The sequence below is a fragment of the Sanguibacter sp. HDW7 genome (genome assembly GCF_011300875.1).
Lineage (GTDB): Bacteria > Actinomycetota > Actinomycetes > Actinomycetales > Cellulomonadaceae > Flavimobilis.
On sequence record NZ_CP049862.1, the window covers coordinates 547,319 to 570,450 of the forward strand.

Annotated in this window: 14 protein-coding genes; 13 read left to right on the forward strand and 1 reads right to left on the reverse strand. The window is 72.6% G+C overall.

The genetic code is table 11. The annotated features are described in order from the left end of the window. Window positions 1–6: 6 nt before the first annotated feature. The 7 genes from G7063_RS02515 to G7063_RS02545 all read left to right on the forward strand — a co-directional run bounded on the left by G7063_RS02515 (window position 7) and on the right by G7063_RS02545 (window position 15,135). Window positions 7–942, forward strand: coding sequence for a PP2C family serine/threonine-protein phosphatase (locus G7063_RS02515; protein WP_166412944.1), 936 nt, complete (start codon window positions 7–9; stop codon window positions 940–942). Then, window positions 939–2,438 carry an FHA domain-containing protein gene (locus tag G7063_RS02520; RefSeq protein ID WP_166412945.1) on the forward strand — a complete coding sequence of 500 codons (1,500 nt, stop codon included), beginning with the start codon at window positions 939–941 and terminating at the stop codon, window positions 2,436–2,438. The genes G7063_RS02515 and G7063_RS02520 overlap by 4 nt, the downstream gene beginning before the upstream one ends. Continuing rightward, window positions 2,435–4,054, forward strand: coding sequence for a serine/threonine-protein kinase (locus tag G7063_RS02525; RefSeq protein ID WP_166412946.1), 1,620 nt, complete (start codon window positions 2,435–2,437; stop codon window positions 4,052–4,054). Before G7063_RS02520 ends, G7063_RS02525 begins: the two co-directional genes overlap by 4 nt. Further along, on the forward strand, window positions 4,051–10,380 hold the full coding sequence (locus G7063_RS02530) for a fibronectin type III domain-containing protein (RefSeq protein ID WP_166412947.1): 6,330 nt from the start codon (window positions 4,051–4,053) through the stop codon (window positions 10,378–10,380). The genes G7063_RS02525 and G7063_RS02530 overlap by 4 nt, the downstream gene beginning before the upstream one ends. A gap of 96 nt (window positions 10,381–10,476) precedes the next feature. Continuing rightward, window positions 10,477–11,439 (forward strand): MoxR family ATPase, encoded by a 963-nt coding sequence (locus tag G7063_RS02535; RefSeq protein ID WP_166415161.1) that lies wholly within the window; start codon window positions 10,477–10,479, stop codon window positions 11,437–11,439. Window positions 11,440–11,488: 49 nt separating this feature from the next. After that, window positions 11,489–12,724: a DUF58 domain-containing protein gene (locus G7063_RS02540; protein ID WP_240916164.1), complete on the forward strand. Its 1,236-nt coding sequence runs from the start codon at window positions 11,489–11,491 to the stop codon at window positions 12,722–12,724. Then, the gene (locus G7063_RS02545; protein ID WP_166412949.1) at window positions 12,721–15,135 is read left to right on the forward strand and encodes a transglutaminase-like domain-containing protein; all 2,415 of its coding nucleotides are present in this window, start codon (window positions 12,721–12,723) and stop codon (window positions 15,133–15,135) included. The genes G7063_RS02540 and G7063_RS02545 overlap by 4 nt, the downstream gene beginning before the upstream one ends. Here G7063_RS02545 and G7063_RS02550 read toward each other — a convergent pair. Continuing rightward, window positions 15,113–15,781 carry a TetR/AcrR family transcriptional regulator gene (locus G7063_RS02550; protein WP_240916165.1) on the reverse strand — a complete coding sequence of 223 codons (669 nt, stop codon included), beginning with the start codon at window positions 15,779–15,781 and terminating at the stop codon, window positions 15,113–15,115. The genes G7063_RS02545 and G7063_RS02550 overlap by 23 nt on opposite strands. Before the next feature lie 239 nt (window positions 15,782–16,020). On the opposite strand from G7063_RS02550, the gene G7063_RS02555 reads away from it, so the two are divergent. The 6 genes from G7063_RS02555 (at window position 16,021) to nadE (ending at window position 22,958) form a co-directional block, all read left to right on the forward strand. Next, on the forward strand, window positions 16,021–17,694 hold the full coding sequence (locus tag G7063_RS02555) for an MFS transporter (RefSeq protein ID WP_166415163.1): 1,674 nt from the start codon (window positions 16,021–16,023) through the stop codon (window positions 17,692–17,694). Window positions 17,695–17,901: 207 nt separating this feature from the next. Then, on the forward strand, window positions 17,902–19,275 hold the full coding sequence (locus tag G7063_RS02560; RefSeq protein WP_166412950.1) for an FAD-dependent oxidoreductase: 1,374 nt from the start codon (window positions 17,902–17,904) through the stop codon (window positions 19,273–19,275). Between the two features lie 233 nt (window positions 19,276–19,508). Next, a complete protein-coding gene (locus G7063_RS02565) occupies window positions 19,509–20,837 on the forward strand; it encodes a nicotinate phosphoribosyltransferase (protein ID WP_166412951.1) in 1,329 nt (442 codons plus the stop codon). Between the two features lie 3 nt (window positions 20,838–20,840). Then, window positions 20,841–21,407 carry an isochorismatase family protein gene (locus G7063_RS02570; RefSeq protein WP_166412952.1) on the forward strand — a complete coding sequence of 189 codons (567 nt, stop codon included), beginning with the start codon at window positions 20,841–20,843 and terminating at the stop codon, window positions 21,405–21,407. Continuing rightward, window positions 21,400–22,146 carry an NUDIX hydrolase gene (locus tag G7063_RS02575; RefSeq protein WP_166412953.1) on the forward strand — a complete coding sequence of 249 codons (747 nt, stop codon included), beginning with the start codon at window positions 21,400–21,402 and terminating at the stop codon, window positions 22,144–22,146. Before G7063_RS02570 ends, G7063_RS02575 begins: the two co-directional genes overlap by 8 nt. Continuing rightward, on the forward strand, window positions 22,146–22,958 hold the full coding sequence (gene nadE, locus G7063_RS02580; protein WP_166412954.1) for an NAD(+) synthase: 813 nt from the start codon (window positions 22,146–22,148) through the stop codon (window positions 22,956–22,958). The genes G7063_RS02575 and nadE overlap by 1 nt, the downstream gene beginning before the upstream one ends. The last annotated feature ends 174 nt before the right edge of the window (window positions 22,959–23,132 follow it).

A 23,132-nucleotide genomic window follows, 5' to 3' on the forward strand; every position in this document is an offset into this window, starting at 1 on the left:
ACACACGTGCACACTCTCTGGGGATCAGCCACCGACCGCGGGCGCATCCGCTCGCTCAACGAGGACGCGCTCCTCGCGGTGCCGCCCGTCTTCCTCGTCGCCGACGGCATGGGCGGTCATGACGCGGGCAACGTCGCGAGCCGGATCGTCGTCGACGCGTTCTCGACGCTCGTCGGCCACGACTCGGTCGCGCCCGACGCGGTGCACGACGCGTTCACGCTCGCGGGCGCCCGCATGCGCGAGACCCTCGGGGCCCGCATCGGCGGCACGACCGTCGCGGGTGCTGCGGTCACCGAGGTCGACGGCGCGGAGTACTGGCTCGTCTTCAACATCGGAGACTCGCGCGTCTACCGCGTCAACGACGGTGCGCTCGAGCAGGTGAGCGTCGACCACTCGGTCGTCCAGGAGCTCGTCGACAGGGGAGAGATCTCTCTCGCCGACGCGCGTGTGCACCCCGAGCGCCACGTCATCACGCGGGCGGTCGGCACGGGCTCGGACCCGGACCCGGACTACTGGCTCATCCCCGTCGCGGCCAACGACCGGCTCATGCTCTGCTCGGACGGTCTGACGAGCGAGCTCGACGACGAGACGATCCTCCAGGCGCTCACGACGCTCGACGACCCCCAGCAGGCTGCTGACTGGCTCGTCGGTGCGGCGGTCGAGGCCGGCGGCCGGGACAACGTCACGGTCGTCGTCGTCGACGTCGCATCGACGTGGATGGACCTGCCGATCGACGACGCGACGGTGACGCGCGGCTCGCTCGAGAAGATCCGCGCGCAGCGTCGCGCGGCGGGCGGCACGCGCTGGGACGAGGAGCTCCACGGCGAGACCGTGCCCCGCGAGGCCGTGCGCACGCCCGCAGCCGGGTCCGCGAGGGTCGCGCCTGCCGGCGTCGGTCCCGTCCCGCCGCCACCCCCGCCCCCGGTGGGAGGTGCGCTGTGATCGTCCCCCGTTCGGTCCCGGGCGACTGGTACGCGGTCGTCACGGACGGCGTCGCCGTCCTGCTCCCGTCGCTCACGACGCCGGGCCTCCTCGGTGAGGTCTGGGACGCGTTGCGTGACGGTGCAGGCATCTCTGAGGTGCGCGGTCTCGTCGGCGATGCGGTGCCTGCGTGCGGCGCCGTGTCCGTCGTCGGCGGTGCCGTCCAGGCCGCGCTGCTCGGTGACGTCGTGCTCTCGGTGCGCACCCTGACCGGGCAGGACGTCCACCGTGGCGAGCCCGGCCGGTGGAACGAGCTCGAGATCGGTGAGGCGAGCAGCCTCGTCCTCGAGGCCTTCGGTGCCGTGCGCGCGCCCGGCGGGTCGCTCCCTGTCCTCGCCGCGGTCGTGCCGTCAGCGGCCGTCGAGCTCGGACTGGTCGCCGAGGCCTCGCCCCACGGGACGGGGACCGTCCTCGTGGCGCCAGCGGCGCCGGTCGAGGACCCGATTCCCGAGGGGGACCTCGACGAGGACGACGACACGGTCCTGCGCGTGACGCCCGAGCTTCGGGCGCAGGTCGAGGCCATCGCCTCGGCGACGGAGCCTCCGGAGCAGGACGTCACGACGGCCGACTCGCCACTGACCCCCTCGGCCGGCGTCCACATCGTCGACGCGGAGCCTGAGCAGGACCTCCCGTCCGACGAGGACCACCTCGATGCCATGACGATCCTCGGTGTCGACAGCGGCCTGCGGGCGCAGGTCGACGCGATCGGGGCCGCGCACGGCGCAGCACCGCAGCGCGATCTCTCGTTCGACGAGGACCACCTCGATGCCATGACGATCCTCGGCGTCGACGGCGGCCTGCGGGCGCAGGTCGACGCGATCGCCGCGGCGGAGGCTCAGAAGGCTGCGGCGCCGCCGCTGCCGCCGGCCACGCCGGAGCCGTCGATCTCGCTGCCCCAGGCCCCCGTGCCCCCGCCCGTGCCTGCTCTCCTTCCCCCGCCCGTGCCGGCGCCGGTCGCCGCGAGCTCGCGCGTCGACGCGGTCGCGGACCACGACGGGTTCACGGTCATGAGCTCGGACCTGGTCGAGATCCGCAAGAACCTCCCCACGTGGAAGGGTGACCGTGTGCCGGGTCCGTTCGCGGTCCCGGCCGAGCGCGGCCCAGCAAAGCTCGTCATGTCGTCCGGCCTCGTCATGTCGTCCGGCCTCGTCGTCACGCTCGAGCGCACGGTCCTCATCGGCCGCGCTCCCGTCGTGAGCCGCGTGCCCAACCGTTCGCTGCCGCGTCTCGTCACGGTGCCGAGCCCGCACCACGACATCTCGCGCACGCACGCGCAGGTGCAGGACGACGGAGACCGCGTGTTCGTCACGGACCTCCACTCGACCAACGGTGTCGTCGTCCACGCCGCCGGAGGCGCACCCGTGCGCCTCGCCCCGGGCGTGCCGACGCTCCTCGCCCTCGGCGCGACCGTCGACATCGGCGACGGCGTCACCTTTTCGGTGGTGCGCGACCGGTGAGAGCACGTCGAGAGCCCGCGAGCCCGCCGCTGATCCCTGGCTTCGAGTACGTCAAGCTTCTCGGGCTCGGTGGGTTCGCGGACGTCTTCGAGTACCGCCAGGACCTGCCGTCACGTTCCGTGGCGGTCAAGGTGCTGCTCGCGAGCTCGCTCGACGACGAGACGCGCGTGCGGTTCTCGACCGAGGCCAACCTCATGGCCCAGCTCTCGCACCACCCGTCGATCGTCACGATCCACCACGCCGACATCTCGGCCGACGGCCGGCCGTACCTCGTCATGGAGTACTGCTCGCGGCCAGGCATCGGGGCGCGCTACCGCACCGAGCGGATCTCCGTGCAGGAGACGCTGCGCACGGGGATCCGGCTCGCGTCCGCGGTCGAGTCCGCGCACCGGCTCGGGATCCTCCACCGTGACATCAAGCCGGCGAACATCCTCACGACCGACTTCGGCTACCCCGCGCTCACGGACTTCGGCATCGCCGCCGCGACCGGTGGTGCGGGCGCCGCGGGCACGGGCATGTCGATCCCGTGGTCCCCGCCCGAGCTCCTGCAGTCGGACCCGCACGGCGACACGCGTGCCGACGTCTACTCGCTCGGCGCGACCGTCTACTCGATGCTCGCCGGCCGCTCTCCGTTCGAGATCGCGGGGCAGCCGAACGGCGCCGCCGACCTCATCTACCGCATCGAGCGCTCGCCGCTGCCGAACATCGACCGCGACGACGTGCCGCCCGCGCTCCAGGCGGTGCTCGCCCGCTCGATGAGCAAGGACCCGGTGCGGCGTTACCCGACGGCCGTCGGCCTCGCGCACGCTCTCCAGCAGATCGAGCGCTCGCTCGGTCTCACGGTGACGCAGATCGACGTGCTCGACCCCGCGGAGCGCGCGGTGCCGCGCGCACGTCCGGCGACGGCCGAGGTCACGGCGGAGGCGACGCGTGCGCGTCCCATCGTGACGATCGACCCGTCGGCGCAGTCGCCGGCTCCGCCGCAGGCCCCTGTGGCGCCCGTCCCCGCGCCCTACGCCCCCGTGGCGTCGGCCCCCGCGGCGGCGCCCTTCGGCACCCCGGCGGCTCCGGGCGCGTACGGCTACCCGGGTGCGCCGGTCGCGCCGAGCAGCCCGAGCTACCTCGCGCCGGCGCCCCAGCCCATGGCCGCCGCGCCCGCCACGGTGCAGGCCCCGGGTGCGTCGCGGGGCGGCGCGGGCCGCACCGTCGCGATCGTCGTCTCCGTCATCGTCCTCGCAGGGGTGCTCCTCGGCGCCGCCTACCTCGCCTTCGGTCGCGACGCCGGCGTCGGGCCGAGCCCGAGCCCGACGGTGACGACGGCCGAGCCGAGCCCGGAGCCGACGACGATCACGTCGGGACGCGTGCCCTCGCCCACGAACCTCCAGTCGTCCGTGGTGAGCGAGGGTCTCGTGCGCTTCACGTGGGTCAACCCGGAGCCGCTCGAGGGCGACGGCTACCTCTGGGGCCTCGAGGACTCCGAGAACCGTGAACGCGTCGAGCTCCCGTACGTCGACGTGCCCGTGCCGGACGGCGAGGACCGCGTGTGCATCGAGGTCTCGCTCGTGCGGAGCAACGGCCAGATGTCGACGACCCCGCTCGAAGGGTGCTTCCGGTGACCACGAGCAATCGCAGGGCCAGGCAGCTCGACCGGGCGGCAGGTCTCTCGCCGCGCCGCCGCTGGGCGACGTACTCGGCCGTCGGCCTCGTGCCCGCGATCCTCGCGACGCTCGCGCTCGTCAACCCCGGCGTCACGGTCGAGCAGGTCGAGCTCAACGACGGCGGCGTGTGGCTGACGTACCGGCACCAGCAGAAGCTCGCGCGCTACAACTCACAGGTCAAGGAGCTCGAGGAAGGACTCGTCGCGCAGTCCGGCAACCTCTTCGAGGTCCTGCAGTCGGGCTCTGACGTCGTGCTCGTCGAGCCTGGTGGTCTCACGGTCGTCGACCCGGCGTCCGTGGCTCTCACCAGCACGGTCGAGACGACGGGCACGGAGCGCGTGTCCGTCGCCGGCGGCTCCTACGTGGTGACGTCGGCGGACGGCCACGTGTGGGCGGGCCGTGCGAGCGACCTCGGTGCGCTCAAGCTCGACCCGGACACGGCGACGCTCACGCTCGGCGCGGGGGCTCTCGCCGTCGCGACCGAATCCGGCGACGTCGTCGCGCTCGACCCCGCCACAGGTGTCGTGCACCGGGGCGACCTCGACGATGAGGCGCTCTCGTTCACGGAGGACGGCACGATGAAGGCTGCGGGGGAGGCCGTCACCGCGGCGCTCGCAGCGTCCGCGAACCCGCCGGCCGGCGTCGACGCGGTCGTCGGTGGCATCGCGCAGCCGGTCCAGGCGGCGGCGGTCGGCGACCGTCTCGTGGTCCTCGCAGGCACGACGATCTTCAGCGACGACTGGTCGCGCGACATCTCGGACGCGGGAGCGGACCCCGTCCTGCAGCTCACGGGCCCCGCGCACGACGTCGCGCTCGTCGCGACCGGCACGAACCTCGTCCGCATCCCCATGGACGGCGGCAAGCACGAGCTCGTCACGCCAGGATCGACGGGAGACGCTGCCGCACCCGTCGTCGCGCGCGGCTGCGAGTACGGCGCGTGGTCGACGCCCACGGCGAGCTACCTGCGCCGCTGCGCGGGTCAGGACGACCAGGTCGAGAGCCTCGACGGCATGACGCCGACGACCAAGCTCCGCTACCGGGTCAACCGCGGGGTCGTCGTCCTCAACGACGTCGTCGGGGGCATGATGTGGCTCCCCGAGGACGTCCCGCAGATGCTCACGCCGAACTGGCAGGACATCGAGGACCGGACGGAGTCGGAGAACGACGCCGACGCTGACGCGCAGGACCAGGAGAAGGACGACTCGGTCGACGCGTGCCGGGAGGAGGAGTCGGAGCCGATGCCGGAGGCCGACACGTTCGGCGCCCGCGCGGGCCGCACGACAGTCCTGCCGGTGCTCGACAACGACGTCAACACGGAGTGCGGCGTCCTCACTGTCGCGACCGTCGAGCCGCTCCCCGAGGACGTGGGTCGCATCCAGCCCATCGCGGGTGGACGTGCGCTCCAGGTCGTCGTGCGCCCGGGGGCGTCCGGTACGTACACGCTCGCCTACACGGTCTCGGACGGTCGCCGGCGCACCACGCCGCCCACGTCGACCGTGACGATCCGCATCGCGGCCGACGGCGTCGATGGCCAGCCCAAGCAGGTCCGGGTGCCGGTCGTCGAGGTCGAGGCGCGTGCGATGACGGAGATCGACGTGCTCGCGGCGTTCGTCGACCCCGACGGCGACGACCTGCGTCTCGTCGGTGCGAGCACGGGCGAGGGCGCGCAGGTGACGTCGCGCCAGGACGGGCTGCTGCGCTTCCAGGCGGGCGACCGTCTCGGCCGGCACAAGGTCGTCGTGCGCGTGACGGACGGCACGTCGGAGCCCGTCGAGGGCGAGGTCTTCGTCGACGTGCGGGCCGCGGGCACGCTGCCGCCCCGGCTCGACCCGGTGCTCGCCGAGACGTTCGTCGACACGCCCGTGCAGGTCGACGTCCTCGAGGCGGTGCGCCCGACGACGGTGGCGCCCGTCGCGCTCACGGCCGTCGACGTCGTCGATGGCGTCGACATCGCGCCCGACCTCGCGACCGGGACGTTCTCTTTCTCGGCGCCGACGGCGGGCTCCTACTACGTTCCGTTCACGGTGACCGCGGGCTCGCAGACGGCGCGCGGTCTTGCGCGCATCGAGGTGCTTCAGCGCCCCGAGAGCGTCCTGCCGCCGGTCGCGGTGAGCGACCGCGCGATGCTGCCGAACGGCGGCGAGGTGACGATCGCGCCGACGGCCAACGACACCGACCCCAACGGGCTCGTGCTCGTGCTGACGTCGGTGCGTGCGGAGGAGGGCTCCGCGCTGCGCCTCGGCATCGTGCAGCACGAGCTGCTGCGCATCACGTCGACGAGGCAGCTCGAGCGCCCCGAGAAGGTCCGCTACACCGTCTCCAACGGCCTCACGGAGTCGACGGGGGAGATCCTCGTCATCCCGACGGCCGCCGAGGCGAAGGACCGGGCCCCCGTCGTCCAGGACGTCGAGGTGTCGGTCCGCACGGGCGGCGTCGTGACGATCCCCGTCCTCGACGGGGCCTCCGACCCGGACGGTGACACGGTGTCGCTGCGCCGCACGCTCGTCGAGGAGCCGACCGACGGCCTCATGTTCGTCTCGGGCGACGTCCTGCGCTTCCAGGCGCCGTCGTCGCCGTCGACGGCGACCGCGCGCTTCGCGGTCGTCGATCCGCACGGCAACGAGGCCGCGGCGCGCGTGACGATCAACGTGCGCGCGTCCGACCCGGCGACGAAGGCGCCGCCGCGCCCCAAGGACGTTGAGGCGCGCGTGTTCTCGGGCCAGCGGGTGCGCGTGCAGATCCCGCTCGTCGGCATCGACGACGACGGTGACGGCGTCCAGCTGCTCGGACAGGCGTCCGCGCCCGCGCTCGGGCGCATCATGTCCGTCGGGCCCGACTACCTCGAGTACGAGGCGTTCGCTGAGTCGAGCGGCACGGACACGTTCACGTACGCGGTCGAGGACTGGGTCGGCCAGCGTGCCGTCGCGACGGTGCGCGTCGGCGTCGCGAAGGCGCCCGCCGACCCGCCGGCGATCGTCGCGCGCGACGACGAGGTGCGCGTCCGACCCGGCGAGCGCGTCGAGGTGCGCGTCCTGCTCAACGACGTCGACCCGTCCGGCGGCGACCTCACGCTCGACCCGGAGCTCAAGCCGGTCGAGGGCATCGCGGAGCTGACCGTCGAGGGGCGCCGCATCGTCGCGACGGCCCCCGAGAAGCCTGGCACGTACAACGTGCCGTACCGCGTGACGAACCAGTTCGGGAGCTGGGCGACGGCGACGCTCGCGATCGTCGTGTCGACCGACGCGACGATCCTGCCGCCGGTCGCCAACGACGTCGTCGTGCCCGCGACGGAGACGATCGGCAAGACGTCGGTCGCGGTCGACGTGCTCGCGGTCGCGGTCAACCCGTCGGGCCCGCTGTCCGACCTCGCGCTCACCGTCCCGGCGTCGCACGCCGACATGGCGCGGGTGACGCCGGACGGCAAGGTCGAGGTGACGCTCGGCGACACCGGTCGCACGGTGCCGTTCCTCCTGACGAACACCCGACCCGAGGCCGAGGGCGCTCACGCGTACGCGTTCGTCACGGTCCCGGCCTACGGTGAGTTCCCGCCGATCAAGCGCCCCAAGGCGCGTGAGCTGCGCGTCGGCGCCGGCGAGGAGCTCCTCATCGACATCGCCGAGTTCGTCCAGGTCGGCCCCGGCAAGACGGCGCGCATCGCGTCCGAGGAGTCGGTCTCGGCGACGCGTCACGACGGCTCGAAGCTCGTCCAGGACGAGACGACGCTGCGCTACGTCTCCGACAAGTCGTTCCAGGGCGGCCCCGCGTCGATCACGTTCGACGTCATCGACGGCCCAGTCGGCATGCCCGGTACTCGCACGGCGACGATCTCGCTGCCCATCACGGTGTTCGCGACCGCGACGGTCCCGCCGACGTTCGCGCCGCGCCTCCTCGAGGTCGCGCAGGGCGGCGAGGCGATCTCGCTCGACCTCACGCGCGTGACGATCGGCCCCGAGGGCATCGTCGCCGAGCAGAACCGGTACACGTACTCGCTCGTCCAGGCGCCGAGCGGTTCCTCGGGCGTCACGGCGACACTCTCGGGTTCCGTCCTCACGCTCTCGGCCGCAGCGGGTGCGACCCGCGGCGCCGTCGGCACGGTGAGCCTCGCGATCGGATACGGCGACGGGCAGAGCCTGCCGGCGCAGATCGACTTCCGCGTGCTCGCGTCGGACAAGCCGCTCGCGCGTGTCTCGAACGTCGAGCGTGACGTGACGGCCGGCGAGACGGTGACGTTCGACGTGCTTGACGGCTCGTTCAACCCGTTCACACGCGCACTGCACGTCGTGTCAGCGGCGAACGAGACGCCCGGCGTGTCCGCTGCGGTCTCGAAGAGCGACTCGAGCGTCACGGTGACGCCGCCCGCCGACCACGTCGGGCGGATCACGGTGCGCTTCGCGGTGCGGGACGAGACCGACGACCCGACGCGCGAGGTCGGCGGTCAGATCGTCCTCAACGTGCGGTCCGTGCCGGACGCCCCGACGGGCCTGAGGATCGGCACCGTCGGCAACCGGTCGGTCGAGCTCTCGTGGCTCGCACCCGCGGCGAACGGGTCGCCCATCACGGGCTACACGGTCGTCGACCAAGCGGGCAAGGAGTACGCGTGCGCGGCGACGAGCTGCACGCTCAACGACCTCACGAACGGCACCGACTACACGTTCAGCGTCCGCGCGACCAACGCGATCGGTTCGTCGGAGCAGTCCTCGAAGGCGGGTCCGGCGACACCCGACACGCTGCCCGAGGCCCCGGCCGTGCCGACGGTGACGTTCGGCGACGGAACCCTCGACGTGCGATGGAACGAGCCGAAGACGGAGGGCTCGCCGGTCGCGAAGTACCGCGTCGAGCTCCGGGGCACGGGCGCGCCGGCGGGCACCGTCGACGTGAGCGGCCTCTCGCGGACCTTCGAGGGTCTGCGCAACGGGGAGCAGTACTCGGTGCGCGTGCGCGCGGTCTCGAGCCGCGACCAGGAGGGCCCGTGGTCCCCGACGGCGACCGAGGTCCCCGCGGGCAAGCCGGGGGCACCGACTAGCGTCACCGCGATCCGCAACGCCAAGAGCGCGATCGGTAGTGGAGTCGTCGACGTCAGGTGGGAGGCCTCGGCGACCAACGGGGCGGCGATCAAGAGCTACGTGGTGACGGCGACACCGGAGGGTGGCGGAAGTCCAATCACCGGCAGAACGTCAAGCGGCACTTCGGTCCAGCTCGAAGGCGCGCGTAACGGCGTCGTCTACCAGATTGCCGTCGTCGCCTCGAACAAGGCAGGCGACGGAATGCCCGGAAACACGACCGTCCGGACGTGGGCAGCCCCCCTCTCCGCGACAGGAGGCAAGGCACAAGGGTTCGAGGACAACCAGTTCGGAAACGGCCGCGTGACCTACTCATGGAGCGCTCCCAAGGAGACGGGTGGGGTGGGCATTCAGATCGATCACTACCGAGTCAAGTTCGGATCGAGAGAGTCCACGGTGACCTCGGAGTCCTTCACCGCTGACGGGGTCGCGGGAGGCACGGACTCGCCGACTGTGAATGTCAAGGCATGCACCGTTCCGGAGTCGGGTTCGAGCGAGGTTTGCTCGGCCGATTGGTTGTCGATCCCGGGCCTGCCGGTGATCACTGCTCCATTGGCTGGCAAGGTGACCCCGGACCCCGGCTCGGGGCCCGCAGCCTACAAGATCTCTGTCAGGGCGCCAGAAGGGGCGGAGCTCGGCGGCGACCTTGGCGCGAGCACGGTCGCGCGCCTGTTCATCGACGGCGTCAAGACCGAGGAGCGGACGGTGCCGTCGGGCGAGACCGTCGTCTTTTCCAGCGGTTCGACGGAGATCCCCGCAGGTACGGTCGTCAAGGCGAGTTTGGCGACGATGAACCGCTACGGGCAGAGTGCGGTATCGGAGGAGTCATACAGCGTGACTGCTCCTCCGGAGCCTGGGGCACCCATCGCGTCTGTTGTCACGTGTGACTATGGCCGGGCGTGCATCAGCTGGACCTACGACAACCCGTCAAAGTTCTGGAAGCTGCAGAAGTTCCTGGTGCGCATCCGGATCGACGGCGGCGAGGTCAAGGAGTACGAAGCCACCAAGGGACAGCGTGCGTGGACGCACCCTGACGTGCTCGACGGAACGAAGTTCCAGGTCCAGGTGGGCGCGGTGACGGAGTTCCTCGGTGGGCAACGTACCAAGTGGAGTGATGAGCGACCCGGAGTCATCGCTCACCCGGATCCGGACCCGACGGATCCGCCGACGACGCCGGCCCCGACAGAGACCACGAGCCCGCCCGCCGCGGGCGGAGGTGACTGATCCCTCCCTCCCTCCCGCCCGCACGACACGCACGACACGCACGACATCCCCGTCGCCGCACCCGCGGCACGAACCTTGCGAGGAGAACGCACAGTGATCACCCCCGAGCAGGCCGGCTGGTTCCGAGAGACGTTCGAGACGCTCGTCGACAACGTCTCGCAGGCCGTCCTCGGCAAGCCGAACGCGGTTCGTCTCGCCTTCACCGCGCTCTTCGCCGAGGGGCACGTGCTCCTCGAGGACGCGCCGGGCACGGGCAAGACGATGCTCGCCCGTTCGCTCGCCGCAACGGTCCAGGGCACGCACAACCGCATCCAGTTCACGCCGGACCTGCTGCCGTCCGACGTCACGGGCGTGTCCGTGTACGACCAGTCGACCGGGCGCTTCGCGTTCCATCGCGGCCCGATCTTCGCGTCGATCGTCCTCGCGGACGAGATCAACCGTGCGTCGCCCAAGACGCAGTCGGCGCTCCTGGAGGTCATGGAGGAGTCCCGGATCACCGTCGACGGCGAGGCCCACGGGGTCGGCCGTCCGTTCATGGTCATCGCGACGCAGAACCCCATCGAGCAGGCCGGCACCTACCGCCTGCCGGAGGCCCAGCTCGACCGCTTCCTCATCAAGACGTCGCTCGGCTACCCCGACCACGCAGCCACCGTGCAGATCCTCGCGGGATCCGCGACGCGTGACCGCTCGGCAGGGCTCAGCCCGCGCATCACGACGGACGCGGTCGCCGACATGGCAGACATGGCGGCGGACGTCCACGTCGACGACGCGGTGCTCGACTACGTCTCGCGGATCGCCGAGGCGACCCGCACCGACACCCGCACGCGTCTCGGCGTCTCCGTGCGCGGCTGCCTCGCCCTCGTGCGCTGCGCCAAGGTGTGGGCCGCGTCGCAGGGCCGCTCGTTCGTCGTTCCGGACGACGTCAAGGATCTCGTCGAACCCGTGCTCGCGCACCGCCTCGTGCTCGACGTCGAGTCGGAGTTCGCCGGCGTCACCGCGCCCGAGATCATCCAGGACGTGCTCGCGACGACCGCACCGCCCGTGGAGCGGGTCGCCTGACATGGTTCGACGCGACCTGAGCGCAGCACGCGCGCGCACGAGGTCGGGGGTGCGTGCAGCAGGCGCGCACGCCCGGGGTCTCGGCGTGCGCGCGCGTGGCGCGGTCGGTCCGCTGCGGCGGCTCGGCTCGTGGGTCGGCCGGCACGTCAGCCCCCTCGGGTGGCTCGTTCTCGTCGGCGCGGTCGGCGCGCTCGTCGTCGGCCGCCGCTACGGGTGGGACGAGCTCGTCGCCGCGGGCGCGACCCTCGCCGCGCTGCTGCTCATCTCGATCGTCCTCACGCTCGGTCGGTCGACGTACCGCGTCGAGCTCGACCTCGCCGACCATCGCATCGTCGTCGGCGAGCGCGCCGTCGGACGGCTCAACGTGACGAACGTCGGCCGTGCCCGCACGCTCCCCGCGCGCATCGTCCTGCCCGTCGGCGCCGGCCAGGCGGACGTCGACCTCCCGTCGCTCGCGTCGGAGGCAGAGTTCGAGGAGGTGTTCGCCGTCGCGGGTGCTCGCCGCTCCGTCCTCACCGTCGGCCCCGTCCGCTCGGTGCGCGGCGACGCCCTCGGGCTCGTGCGCCGGCAGGTCATGTGGACCGAGCCCGAGCACCTCTACGTCCACCCGCGCACCGTCTCGCTCGGCACGGCCCGCACGGGAGTCCTGCGCGACCTCGAGGGCGAGGCGACGCGCGTCATCTCCGACCACGACATGTCCTTCCACGCGCTGCGCGAGTACATCCCGGGCGACGACCGCCGCTCGATCCACTGGCGCTCGTCCGCGCGCCTCGGTCGGCTCATGGTCCGCCAGTTCGAGGACACCCGGCGCACGCACACCGCGCTCGGCCTCGTCGACACGCTCGCCGACTACCGCGACGAGGACGAGTTCGAGCTCGCCGTCACCGTGTACGCGTCGATCGGGCAGCAGGCGCTCCGTGAGGAGCTCGAGGTCACGGCGCTCACGTCGACCCGATCGCTGCGGACGACGACCCCGCCCGCGTTCCTCGACGACTGCGCCGGCCTCGAGGTGCGCGACGCCGGCGCCGACGAGGTGCCCGTCGCGCAGGAGATCGCCCGCTCCGTCCCGCACGCGTCCCTCGTGCTCGTCGTCACCGGCTCGACCCTCACGGCGCCCGAGCTCCGCGCGACCGCGTCGCACGTCCCGGCAGGCATCCGCACCGTCGTCATCTCCGTCGGCGCCGACCACGAGCTCGCGCTGCAGACCCGCAACCTCCTCACCGTCGCGACGCTCGGCTCGGTCACGGACCTGCCTCGACTCATGCGACGGCTGGTGACCGCATGAGCACCGACGTCCGGACCATCGACCTCGGCGGTACGCACGCCCGCCCCGCGCTGCGCCGGACGACGAGCACCGCCGTCGCCTCGCTCGCCGTGCTCCTCGCGACGCTCGCGCTCGTCCCCGCCTACGGCCCCCGGGCCGTTCTGCCGACGCTCGGCGCGGGAATCCTCCTCGGCGCCGTCATCGTGCTCGTCGGGCGTGCCCGCCGGGCGGGCGGCATCATCGTGCTCGCCGCGACCGCCGTCGCCTACCTCGTCTTCGGCGGGGCCTTCGCCGCGCCGTCGACGACCGTCGCGCGCGTCGTGCCGACGCTCGACACGCTGCTCACCCTCCTCGAGGGGCTCGTGACGTCGTGGAAGGAGGTGCTCACGCTCGAGCCGCCGCTCGGCACGCTCGGCGCGGTCCTCGTCCCGCCGTTCGTCATGGCGCTCGGCGGCACCGTCCTCGCAGCCTGGGCCGCGACCGTCGACGTCACCGCGGAGACCCGACGCTCGCGGACCGACGGCTCCGCCGGGGCGCGTCGCCGCGAGCGGGTCGGCCTCGCCGTCGCTCTCGCCACCCCCATGCTCCTGCTCGTCGGCGCGATCCTCCTCGGCACCGTCGAGGCCCCGCTCGCGACCTTCGTCGGCATGGGCATCGTCGCGCTCATGCTGCCGTGGCTCGCGTGGCGTACCCGGCGCTGGCACCCGCGCCGCTACGTGACGCTCACCGTCATGGCCGTCGTCGCTCTCGGCGGCGGCTACGCCGGCGCCCCGTACGTCGCGGGTGACGCGCCTCGCACGGTCCTGCGCAACACCGTCGTGCCGCCGTTCGACCTGCGCGACCAGGTGAGTCCGCTCTCGGGCTTCCGCTCGTTCCACAAGGAGTTGCGCGAGACGCCGCTCGTCACGGTCGCGGGCCTGCCCGAGGGTGCGCTCGTGCGCCTCGCGACGATGGATGCGTTCGACGGCGTCGTGTGGAACGTCGACCCCACCGGCACGCTCGGCGGCTCGGGCGCGTTCCGGCGCGTCGGCGAGTCGATCCCCGTGCGCACGCAAGGCACCGAGGCGAGCATCGACGTCAAGGTCGAGGCGCTGCGCGGCGTGTGGATGCCGACGGTTGGCCAGACCTCGAGCCTGACGTTCGAGGGACGCCGATCCCGCGACCAGCAGCTCGCGTTCCGCTTCAACGATGCGACCGGCGCTGCCGTCCTCCCGGGCGGCCTGCGCCAGGACGACCGCTGGTCGGCCGAGGTCGTCATCCCGCCGGGCCTCTCGGACGAGCAGCTCGCGGACGCCGCGGTCGCGGACGTCCGCCAGCCCGAGATCGAGCACATCCCTGACGCGGCGACGCAGAAGGCCGCCGACATCGCGCGCAACGCGACGAGCCCCGCGCTGCTCGCACGCGCGCTCGAGGCGACGCTCTCGGAGCAGGGCTACTTCTCGCACGGCATCACCGCCGCAGGGGACCATCCCTCGCTCGTCGGCCACGGCGTCGCGCGCGTCGACCGGCTGCTGTCCGAGGACCGCATGATCGGTGACGACGAGCAGTACGCGTCGGCGATGGCGCTCATGGCACGCAACCTCGGCCTGCCCGCGCGCGTCGTCATGGGCTTCCGCCCGGCCGAGGGCGTGGACACGTCCACGCCTGTGACGTTCACGGGCGCCGACACGATCGCGTGGGTCGAGATCGCGTACGCGGGGCACGGCTGGGTGCCGTACTTCCCGACGCCCGACACGTCGCGCACGCCGTCGAGCGACCCGGAGCAGGCCGAGCCGGACCCTCAGCCCGAGGTCGTCCAGCCGCCGCCGAGCCTCGAGGACCCCGTTGCCGTGCCCGACGACGAGGTCGAGAACGTCGACGTCGAGGCCCGCGAGGACGTCGAGGTCATCACGACCGACTGGACGCGCGTCATCGTCACGACGGTCGCGGTCGCCGTGCCGCTGCTGCTCATCCTCCTGCCACCGCTGCTCATCGTGTCGGCCAAGACGCGTCGTCGTCGGCGGCGGCGCAAGGCGCGCGCGCCCATGGCGCGGGTCACCGGCGCGTGGGACGAGGTGCTCGACGCTGTGCGCGACCGGGCGGAGCCGCCCGCGACAGGCGCGACGCGCACCGAGGCGTCGCGCGCGATCGAGGCGGCGTTCCCCGGCGTCTCGGCACGGAACGTCGCGCTGCACGCCGACGCGGCCGTCTTCGGCCCGGGCGACCCGGACGCCGCCGTCGCGACCGAGACGTGGAAGCAGACCGACCTGTTCCTCGCGGCGCTCGCGAAGAACGGCACGCGGCGCAGCCGGCTGCGCGGCCAGTTCTCCGCAAGGTCGCTCCGGGCCGCGCGGGCACGCCGACGCGAGGCGAAGGCTGTGCGCCGACGCCAGCGCGCCCTGGCGAGGCGCGGACGCGCCGCGACGAAGGTCAGGCGCGCCGCGAGGCGATGACGGACTCGAGAAGGGCGACGAGCTCGGCCGTGCCGGCAGGGCTCGTCGCGGTCTCGACGGGGCCGTCGGTCGTAGGTGCGGGGGAGCGGGAGCCGCGCCGCGTCGCCGCCTCGAGGTAGAGGCCGTCCGAGACGAGGACGATCGCGCGGGCGAGCACGGGGTCGCCGACGGCCTCGCGCGTCGCGGCGAGCCACGCCTCGTGGGCGCGCGTCAGCGCCACCCGTGCCTGGGGGAAGGGCCCCTCGGCGAGGCGTGTCGCAGCGAGGTAGTCGAGGTCGAAGGGGGTGTCGGAGATCGCTGACGTCCGGATGAGGTAGGCGACCGCGCCCTCGGGCGCCTCGCGCATGTGGGTGACGTCCGCGTGGGCGAGCGCGACCATGCGCTCGAGGAGACCGTCGACGAGCGCGACCCTGGACCCGAAGTGGTAGAGCAGCCCGCCCTTGGAGACGTTGGCCGCGGCGGCGACGGCGTCGAGGGTCGCGGCGCGCTCGCCCTGCTCGACGAGGATCCGCGCGAAGGCGTCGAGGATGCGGCCGCGCGTGATGCTCGAGCGGGCGTTGCCTGCGGCGCGACGGGGCACCCCCGCGGCGGCGGAGGGGGCAGGTCCGGGAGGGTCCGCGTCGGCGGACCGTGTGCTCGATGCCACCTTGCAACTATACCGGCTGGACGGTTAACCTCGGGGGGTCGGTTTCTATACCGTCTGGACGGTTGATGAGAGTGGCGTCGTCCGACGCCCGTCACCCGCGCCACGAGAGGAACGTCGTGACCACCCGCAACGGCGGCGACCACCAGGACGCCGCCACGCACCGCCCGACCCCCCAGAACGCCGCGCACCCCTTCCCTGACGGGCGCGCGGACGACCGGGAGCGGGGCAGCTTCCCTGAGCTGCCGACCGCCCCGGACGCCGCCGGCGTCGACAGCCCCCCGAGCCGTCGACGCCGGTGGGCGGCGCTCGCCGTCCTCCTTCTGCCCGTGCTGCTCGTCTCGGTCGACAACACCGTGCTGAGCTTCGCGCTCCCGCAGATCTCCTCCGCGCTCGTGCCCTCGGGCACGCAGCTGCTGTGGATCGTCGACGTCTACCCGCTCGTCCTCGCGGCGCTGCTCGTGCCCATGGGCGCGCTCGCCGACCGCGTCGGGCGTCGACGCCTCCTGCTCATCGGCTCGACGGGCTTCGCGATCGTCTCCGCGCTCGCCGCCTATGCGCCGTCCGCCGAGTGGCTCGTCGCCGGCCGCGCAGGCATGGGCCTCTTCGGCGCCATGCTCATGCCGTCGACGCTCTCGCTCATCCGCAACGTCTTCACCGACCGCCGCGAGCTCCGCCTCGCGATCGCGATCTGGGCTGCGGGCTTCTCCGCCGGCGCCGCCCTCGGGCCGATCGTCGGCGGGTTCCTCCTCGAGCACTTCTGGTGGGGATCCGTCTTCCTCATGAGCGTCCCCGTCCTCACGCTCATGCTCGTCGCGGCCCCGTTCGTCGTGCCCGAGTCGCGCGACCCGCGGCCCGCGCCGTTCGACGTCACGTCCATCCTCCTGTCCGTCGCGACCATCACCCCGGTCGTCTACGGCATCAAGGAGGTCGCGAAGCACGGCCTCACCGGCCTCGCCCTCGCGACGATCGCGGCCGGCCTCCTCGCAGGCTTCGCGTTCGTGCGCCGCCAGCTCCGGCGCGCCGAGCCCATGCTCGACGTCCGCCTCTTCGCGTCGCCCGCCTTCGGCGGCGGCGTGCTCGTCAACCTCTTGTCCGTCGTCGCGCTCACGGGCTTCATCTACTTCGTCTCGCAGGACCTCCAGCTCGTCGTCGGGCTCAGCCCCGTCGACGCGGGTCTCGCGCTCCTGCCGGGTCTCCTCGCGACGATCATCGCCGGGCTGCTCGTCGTCAAGGTCGTCGCCCACGTCTCGCCGGGACGCGTCATCGCGGCCTGCATGTCGTTCGCCGCCGTCGGGTACGCGGTCCTCGCCCTCGCCGGAGGAGCGGGCACGCTGTGGCCCGTCGTCGTGGGCTTCGTCTTCCTCGCCGTCGGCGCGGGCGCCGCCGAGACCGTCTCGAACGACCTCATCCTCTCCTCGGCCCCCGCCGGACGTGCAGGAGCCGCGTCAGCGATCTCCGAGACCGCCTACGAGCTCGGCGCCGTCCTCGGCACCGCGATCCTCGGCGGCATCATGTCGGCGGGCTACCACCGCGCCGTCGTCATGCCTGCAGGCCTCACCGCCGCGCAGGAGCGCGCCGCCTCCGAGACGCTCGGCGGCGCGACCCACGTCGCGAGCGGGCTCGACCCGGACCGCGCAGGTGCGCTGCTCGACTCGGCGCACTCCGCCTTCGCCGGCTCCGTCGTCATCACGTCGTGGATCGGCGTCGCGCTCATGCTCGCGGCCGTCGTCGTCTCGCTCGTCATCCTCACGCGGCCTGCGGTCACGGAGATGGAGGAGCACGTCGTCGACGCGGTGACGCCGACGCCCGTCGGTTCGATGCCGGCCGACGCGTTCGACGAGCTCGCCGAGCTCGTCTCCGCGGCCGACGCGAGCGCGATCGCCGACACCGTCGGGGTGCCCCCGCGCAGGTAGCGATCCTGTGAGAGTCCTCACCCGGACCGTCCCGCGTGCGCGGGCACGACTACCCTGGACGGTGGTCGTCCCGCGCGCGTCGCTCGCCGGACGGTCGGGTGTCCGACATGCGGTCACCTGGCACCGTCCGCGTGACGACGCCCGCCTCCCGGGCCACACTCGCTCCACACCACCGGGTATCCACCAGCACCGAAAAGGCCTGCATCCGTGAACACCTCTCGCCCCCTGCGCGTCGCGATCGTCGGCGCCGGTCCTGCCGGCATCTACGCCTCCGACATCCTCTCGAAGGCCGGCATCGACGTCTCGATCGACCTCATCGAGCGCCTGCCCGCGCCGTTCGGCCTCGTGCGCTACGGCGTCGCGCCGGACCACCCGCGCATCAAGATGATCATGGGTGCCCTCCACAAGATCCTCGAGCGTGGTGACATCCGCCTGCTCGCGAACGTCAACTACGGCACGGACCTCTCGCTCGAGGACCTGCGCGAGCACTACGACGCCGTGATCTTCTCGACGGGCTCCATCAAGGACGCGCCCCTCGACATCCCGGGCATCGACATCGACGGCTCCTACGGCGCCGCCGACTTCGTCTCCTGGTACGACGGCCACCCGGACGTCCCGCGCACGTGGCCCCTCGAGGCCCGTGAGGTCGCGGTGCTCGGCGCCGGCAACGTGGCGCTCGACGTCGCACGCGTGCTCGCCAAGCACGCCGAGGACCTCCTCGTCACCGAGATCCCGGACAACGTCTTCCAGGGCCTCAAGGCCTCGCCCGTCACGGACGTGCACGTCTTCGCCCGCCGCGGTCCCGCGCAGGCGAAGTTCTCGCCGCTCGAGCTCCGCGAGCTCGGCCACGTGCCGGACGTCGACATCGTCGTCTACCCCGAGGACTACGAGTTCGACGAGGGTTCGATGGCCGCGATCGACTCGTCCAACCAGACGAAGCAGGTCGTCAAGACGCTCACCGACTGGGCGCTCGTCGACCCGTCGACGCACGCGGCCTCGCGTCGCCTGCACCTGCACTTCCTCCACTCACCGGCCGAGGTCGTCGGCGAGGACGGCAAGGTCGTCGCGCTGCGCACCGAGCGCACCGCGCTCCAGGGCGACGGCACGGTCAAGGGCACGGGCGAGTTCCACGACTGGCCCGTCCAGGCCGTCTACCGCGCCATCGGCTACTTCGGCACCGAGCTTGCGAACGTCCCGTTCGACGACCGCCGCGGCGTCATCCCCAACGCCGAGGGCCGCGTCCTCGGCGCGGACGGCGAGCAGGTCCCCGGCGTCTACGCGACCGGCTGGATCAAGCGCGGTCCCGTCGGCCTCATCGGCCACACGAAGTCGGACGCGTCGGAGACGATCCGCCACCTCGTCGAGGACGTCGACTCGCTGCCGCGCGCGACGAAGGCCGCCCCGGAGGACATCGTCGCGACGCTCGCCGAGCGCGGCGTCGACCTCGTCGTCTGGGACGACTTCCTCAACCTCGAGGCGCACGAGCTCGCGCTCGGCGTCGCCGAGGGGCGCGAGCGCATCAAGGTCGTCTCCCGCGAGGAGATGATCGCGATCGCGAAAGGCGTGAACGCGACGGCCTGAGCCGTCCGCGCAACTCTCCAGAACGACTCGTAGCGCTCCCGCACACTCTCGCTGTGTGCAGGACTGCTACGAGTCGTTCTGCTTTCGCGACTCGTAGCGCTCCTGCACGCGCCCGCGTGTGCTCGGACGCGACGAGTCGTGGGGGCGGGGGAGCGGGATCGGGTGTGAGATAGGGGTTGCGTGGTGCCCTGTGGCACGACACAATACTCAGTGTGAGTATGAAGGAGGTCGAGATGCAGCACAGCCGATCCCGGCACAGCGCCACCCCGTCCCTCAAGACGGACCACTACGAGCTGACGATGCTCCAGGCGGCACTCGCCTCGGGAGCCGCCCACAAGCGGGCCGTCTTCGAGCTCTTCACACGCCGCCTGCCCGCCGGCCGCCGCTACGGCGTCGTCGCCGGCATCGGCCGCGCGATCGAGGCCGTCGCCGAGTTCCGCTTCGACGACGCCCAGATCGAGTTCCTCCGCGAGAACCGCGTCGTCGACGAGCCCACGCTCGACTACCTCGCCGCCTACCGCTTCACGGGCTCGATCCACACCTACCGCGAGGGCGAGCTGTTCTTCCCGCAGTCCCCGATCGTCACGGTCGAGGCCACGTTCGGTGAGGCGGTCCTCCTCGAGACGCTCCTGCTCTCGATCCTCAACCACGACTCCGCCGTGGCGTCGGCCGCCTCCCGCATGGTGACGGCCGCACGGGGTGCGGGCATCATCGAGATGGGCTCGCGCCGCACGGGCGACGAGGCCGCGGTCGTCGCGGCCCGCGCGACGTACGTCGCCGGCTTCGGCGCGACCTCGAACCTCGAGGCCGGGTTCCGCTACGGCATCCCCACGACGGGCACGGCCGCGCACGCGTTCACGCTCGCGCACGACTCAGAGCCCGAGGCGTTCGCCGCTCAGGTCGCCTCCCTCGGCGTCGGCACGACGCTCCTCGTCGACACGTACGACATCCCGACAGGCATCCGCAACGCTGTCGCCGCGGGCGGGCCGGCGCTCGGCGGCATCCGCATCGACTCGGGCGACCTCTACGTCGAGACGACGAACGCCCGTGCGCTCCTCGACGAGCTCGGCGCGAGCGCCACGAAGATCGTCGTCTCGAGCGACCTCGACGAGTACGTCATCGACGACCTCGTCTCCCAGGGCGCCCCCATCGACGGCTACGGCATCGGCACGCGCGTCGTCACCGGCTCGGGGGCACCGACGGCCTCGATGGTCTACAAGCTCGTCGAGATCGAGGGCGCGGACGGCCAGATGCGTCCGGTCGCGAAGAAGTCGGCCGACAAGGCGTCCGTCGGCGGCCTCAAGGACGCGACGCGCGTCCTCGACGCGCACGGCGTCGCCGTCGCCGAGCTCGCCGTGCCCCGCGCCCAGGGGACCGTCGACGAGCACCCCGCCGGCACGACGACCCGCGACCTCCAGGTCACCTACGTCCGCGACGGCGAGACCGCGTCGCTGCCGACCCTCGACGAGGTGCGCGCCCACCACCGTGCCGCGCTCGCCGAGCTGCCCCCGAGCGCCCTCGACGTCGTCGCGGGCACCCCCTACCTCACGGCAAGGAGCTGAGACATGGCACGCGCACTCATCGTCGTCGACGTCCAGAACGACTTCTGCGAGGGCGGCGCCCTCGGCGTCGAGGGCGGGCACGACGTCGCCCGCGGCGTCGCCGCGCGCATCGCGGAGGGCGGCTACGACCTCGTCGTCACGACGCAGGACTGGCACGTCGACCCGGGCACGCACTGGTCGACCACACCCGACTTCCTCGACACGTGGCCCGTCCACTGCGAAGCCGGCACCCCGGGTGCCGAGGTCCACGCGGACGTCGCCGCCGCGCTCGCCGCGACGGACATGCCCGTCGCGGGCGTCCGCAAGGGCGCCTACGAGGCCGCGTACTCGGGCTTCGAGGGCGTCGACGCCGACGGCACGGGGCTCGCGGGCGTCCTCGCCGCGGCGGGTGTCGACGCGGTCGACGTCGTCGGCATCGCGACCGACCACTGCGTGCGCGCGACCGCGCTCGACGCCCGCGCAGCAGGGATCGACACGACCGTCCTCGTCGGCCTCACCGCCGGCGTCGCCCCCGAGACCACGCAGGCCGCGCTCGACCTGCTCCGCGAGAAGGAGGTGCGTCTTGTCTGACGCCGTCGCCCCCGCCGGGTACGACCCGTCGGCCTACCCGCCGTTCGCCGTGACGAGCGACATCGTCGTCCTCACGATCCGTGGCGGCGAGCTCTCCGTCCTGCTCGTCGAGCGCGGCAACGAGCCCTACGCGGGCTCGTGGGCCCTGCCCGGCGGCTTCGTCGACATCGACGAGCCCGGCGAGGAGACCGCGCGCCGCGAGCTCGTAGAGGAGACGGGGCTCGAGATCTCGACCTACCACCTCGAGCAGCTCCGCACGTACTCGGCGCCCGGCCGTGACCCGCGCATGCGCGTCGTCTCGACCGCCTACCTCGCGTTCCTGCCCGACCTCCCCGCGCCCGTCGCGGGCGACGACGCTGCCCGCGCGCGCTTCTTCGCGCTGCGCGACATCGCCGCCGGGGAGGTGACGCTCGCGTTCGACCACGAGCAGATCCTTGCCGACGCCGTCGAGCGCGCGCGCTCGAAGATCGAGTACACGACGCTCGCAGCGGCATTCGTCGAGAAGCCCTTCACGCTCGGCGACCTGCGGCGCGTGTACGAGTGCGTGTGGGGCACGCGCCTGCACCCGTCGAACTTCGCGCGCAAGGTGCTCTCGACGCCCGGGTTCGTCCGCAGCCTCGACGTGCGCGGCGCGAGCCAGTTCGAGGGCGGCCGTGTGGGCGCCCTCTACGAGACGGGGGACGCGACCGTCCTGCACCCCGCGATCCTGCGACCCACCGACGACGAGGAGGACGAGTGATGAGCACGCGTGACTGGGAGGGCGTCCTCGACGCCATGGCGGACGGCATCGCCCGCACCGCGTCGGACGCGCGCGTCGGGCGCGTCGTCGTCGGGGTCTCGGGCGGGCTCGACGGCGCGGTCGTCGCCGTCGCCGCCGCGCGCGCCCTGCGCGGCGAGAACGTCCTCACGGCGTTCATGCCGACGCGCCACTCGTCACAGGCGTCGCACGACGACGCCGCGGCGATCGGCCGCAACCTCGGCACGGACCACCACGTCATCTCGATCGACGAGTCCTACGCAGTGCTCCGCGCCGCCGTCCAGGACGGGATGGCCGGCTCGCCCGCGTGGCCCGGGTTCACCGACGCGACGACGTCGGTGACCGAGCAGAACATCCAGGCGCGCCTGCGCGGCACGACACTCATGGCGATCGCCAACGCGACCGGCGGGATCGTCCTCAACACGGGCAACCTCTCCGAGGTGCGCACGGGCTACTTCACGCTCTACGGCGACGGCATCGGCGCGGTCGCGCCGCTCGGGCAGCTCTACAAGACCGAGGTCCAGGAGCTCGCCGCGTGGATCAACCGCGACGCCGAGGTCATCCCGGCGTACACGGTCTCGAGGCCGCCGTCGGCCGAGCTCGCCGACGACCAGGAGGACTCCGACTCGCTCCCGCCGTACCCGGTGCTCGACGCGGCGCTGCGCGCGCTCGCGGCCGGTGCCGGTCGGCCGGACGGTGTCGACGAGGCCGCCTGGGCGCGCACGCAGCAGCTCGCGTCGGGCGCGGCCTTCAAGGCCCGCTACCTCCCGCCGTCGGTCGACCTCCCGGCCTGACGGGCGCTTCGCCGTCCGCCGTCTGCCGCGAGATAGTCCCCTGCACGCGAGATAGCCGCTGCGGGGGACTGTCTCGCGCGCAGAGGACTAGCTCGGCGGCGAGGACCGGGTCGCGTGCGGGGCGGCGACGGGTGATGTGGTGGGGTTCTCTGGAACGGCACGGGCTCGCCCCGC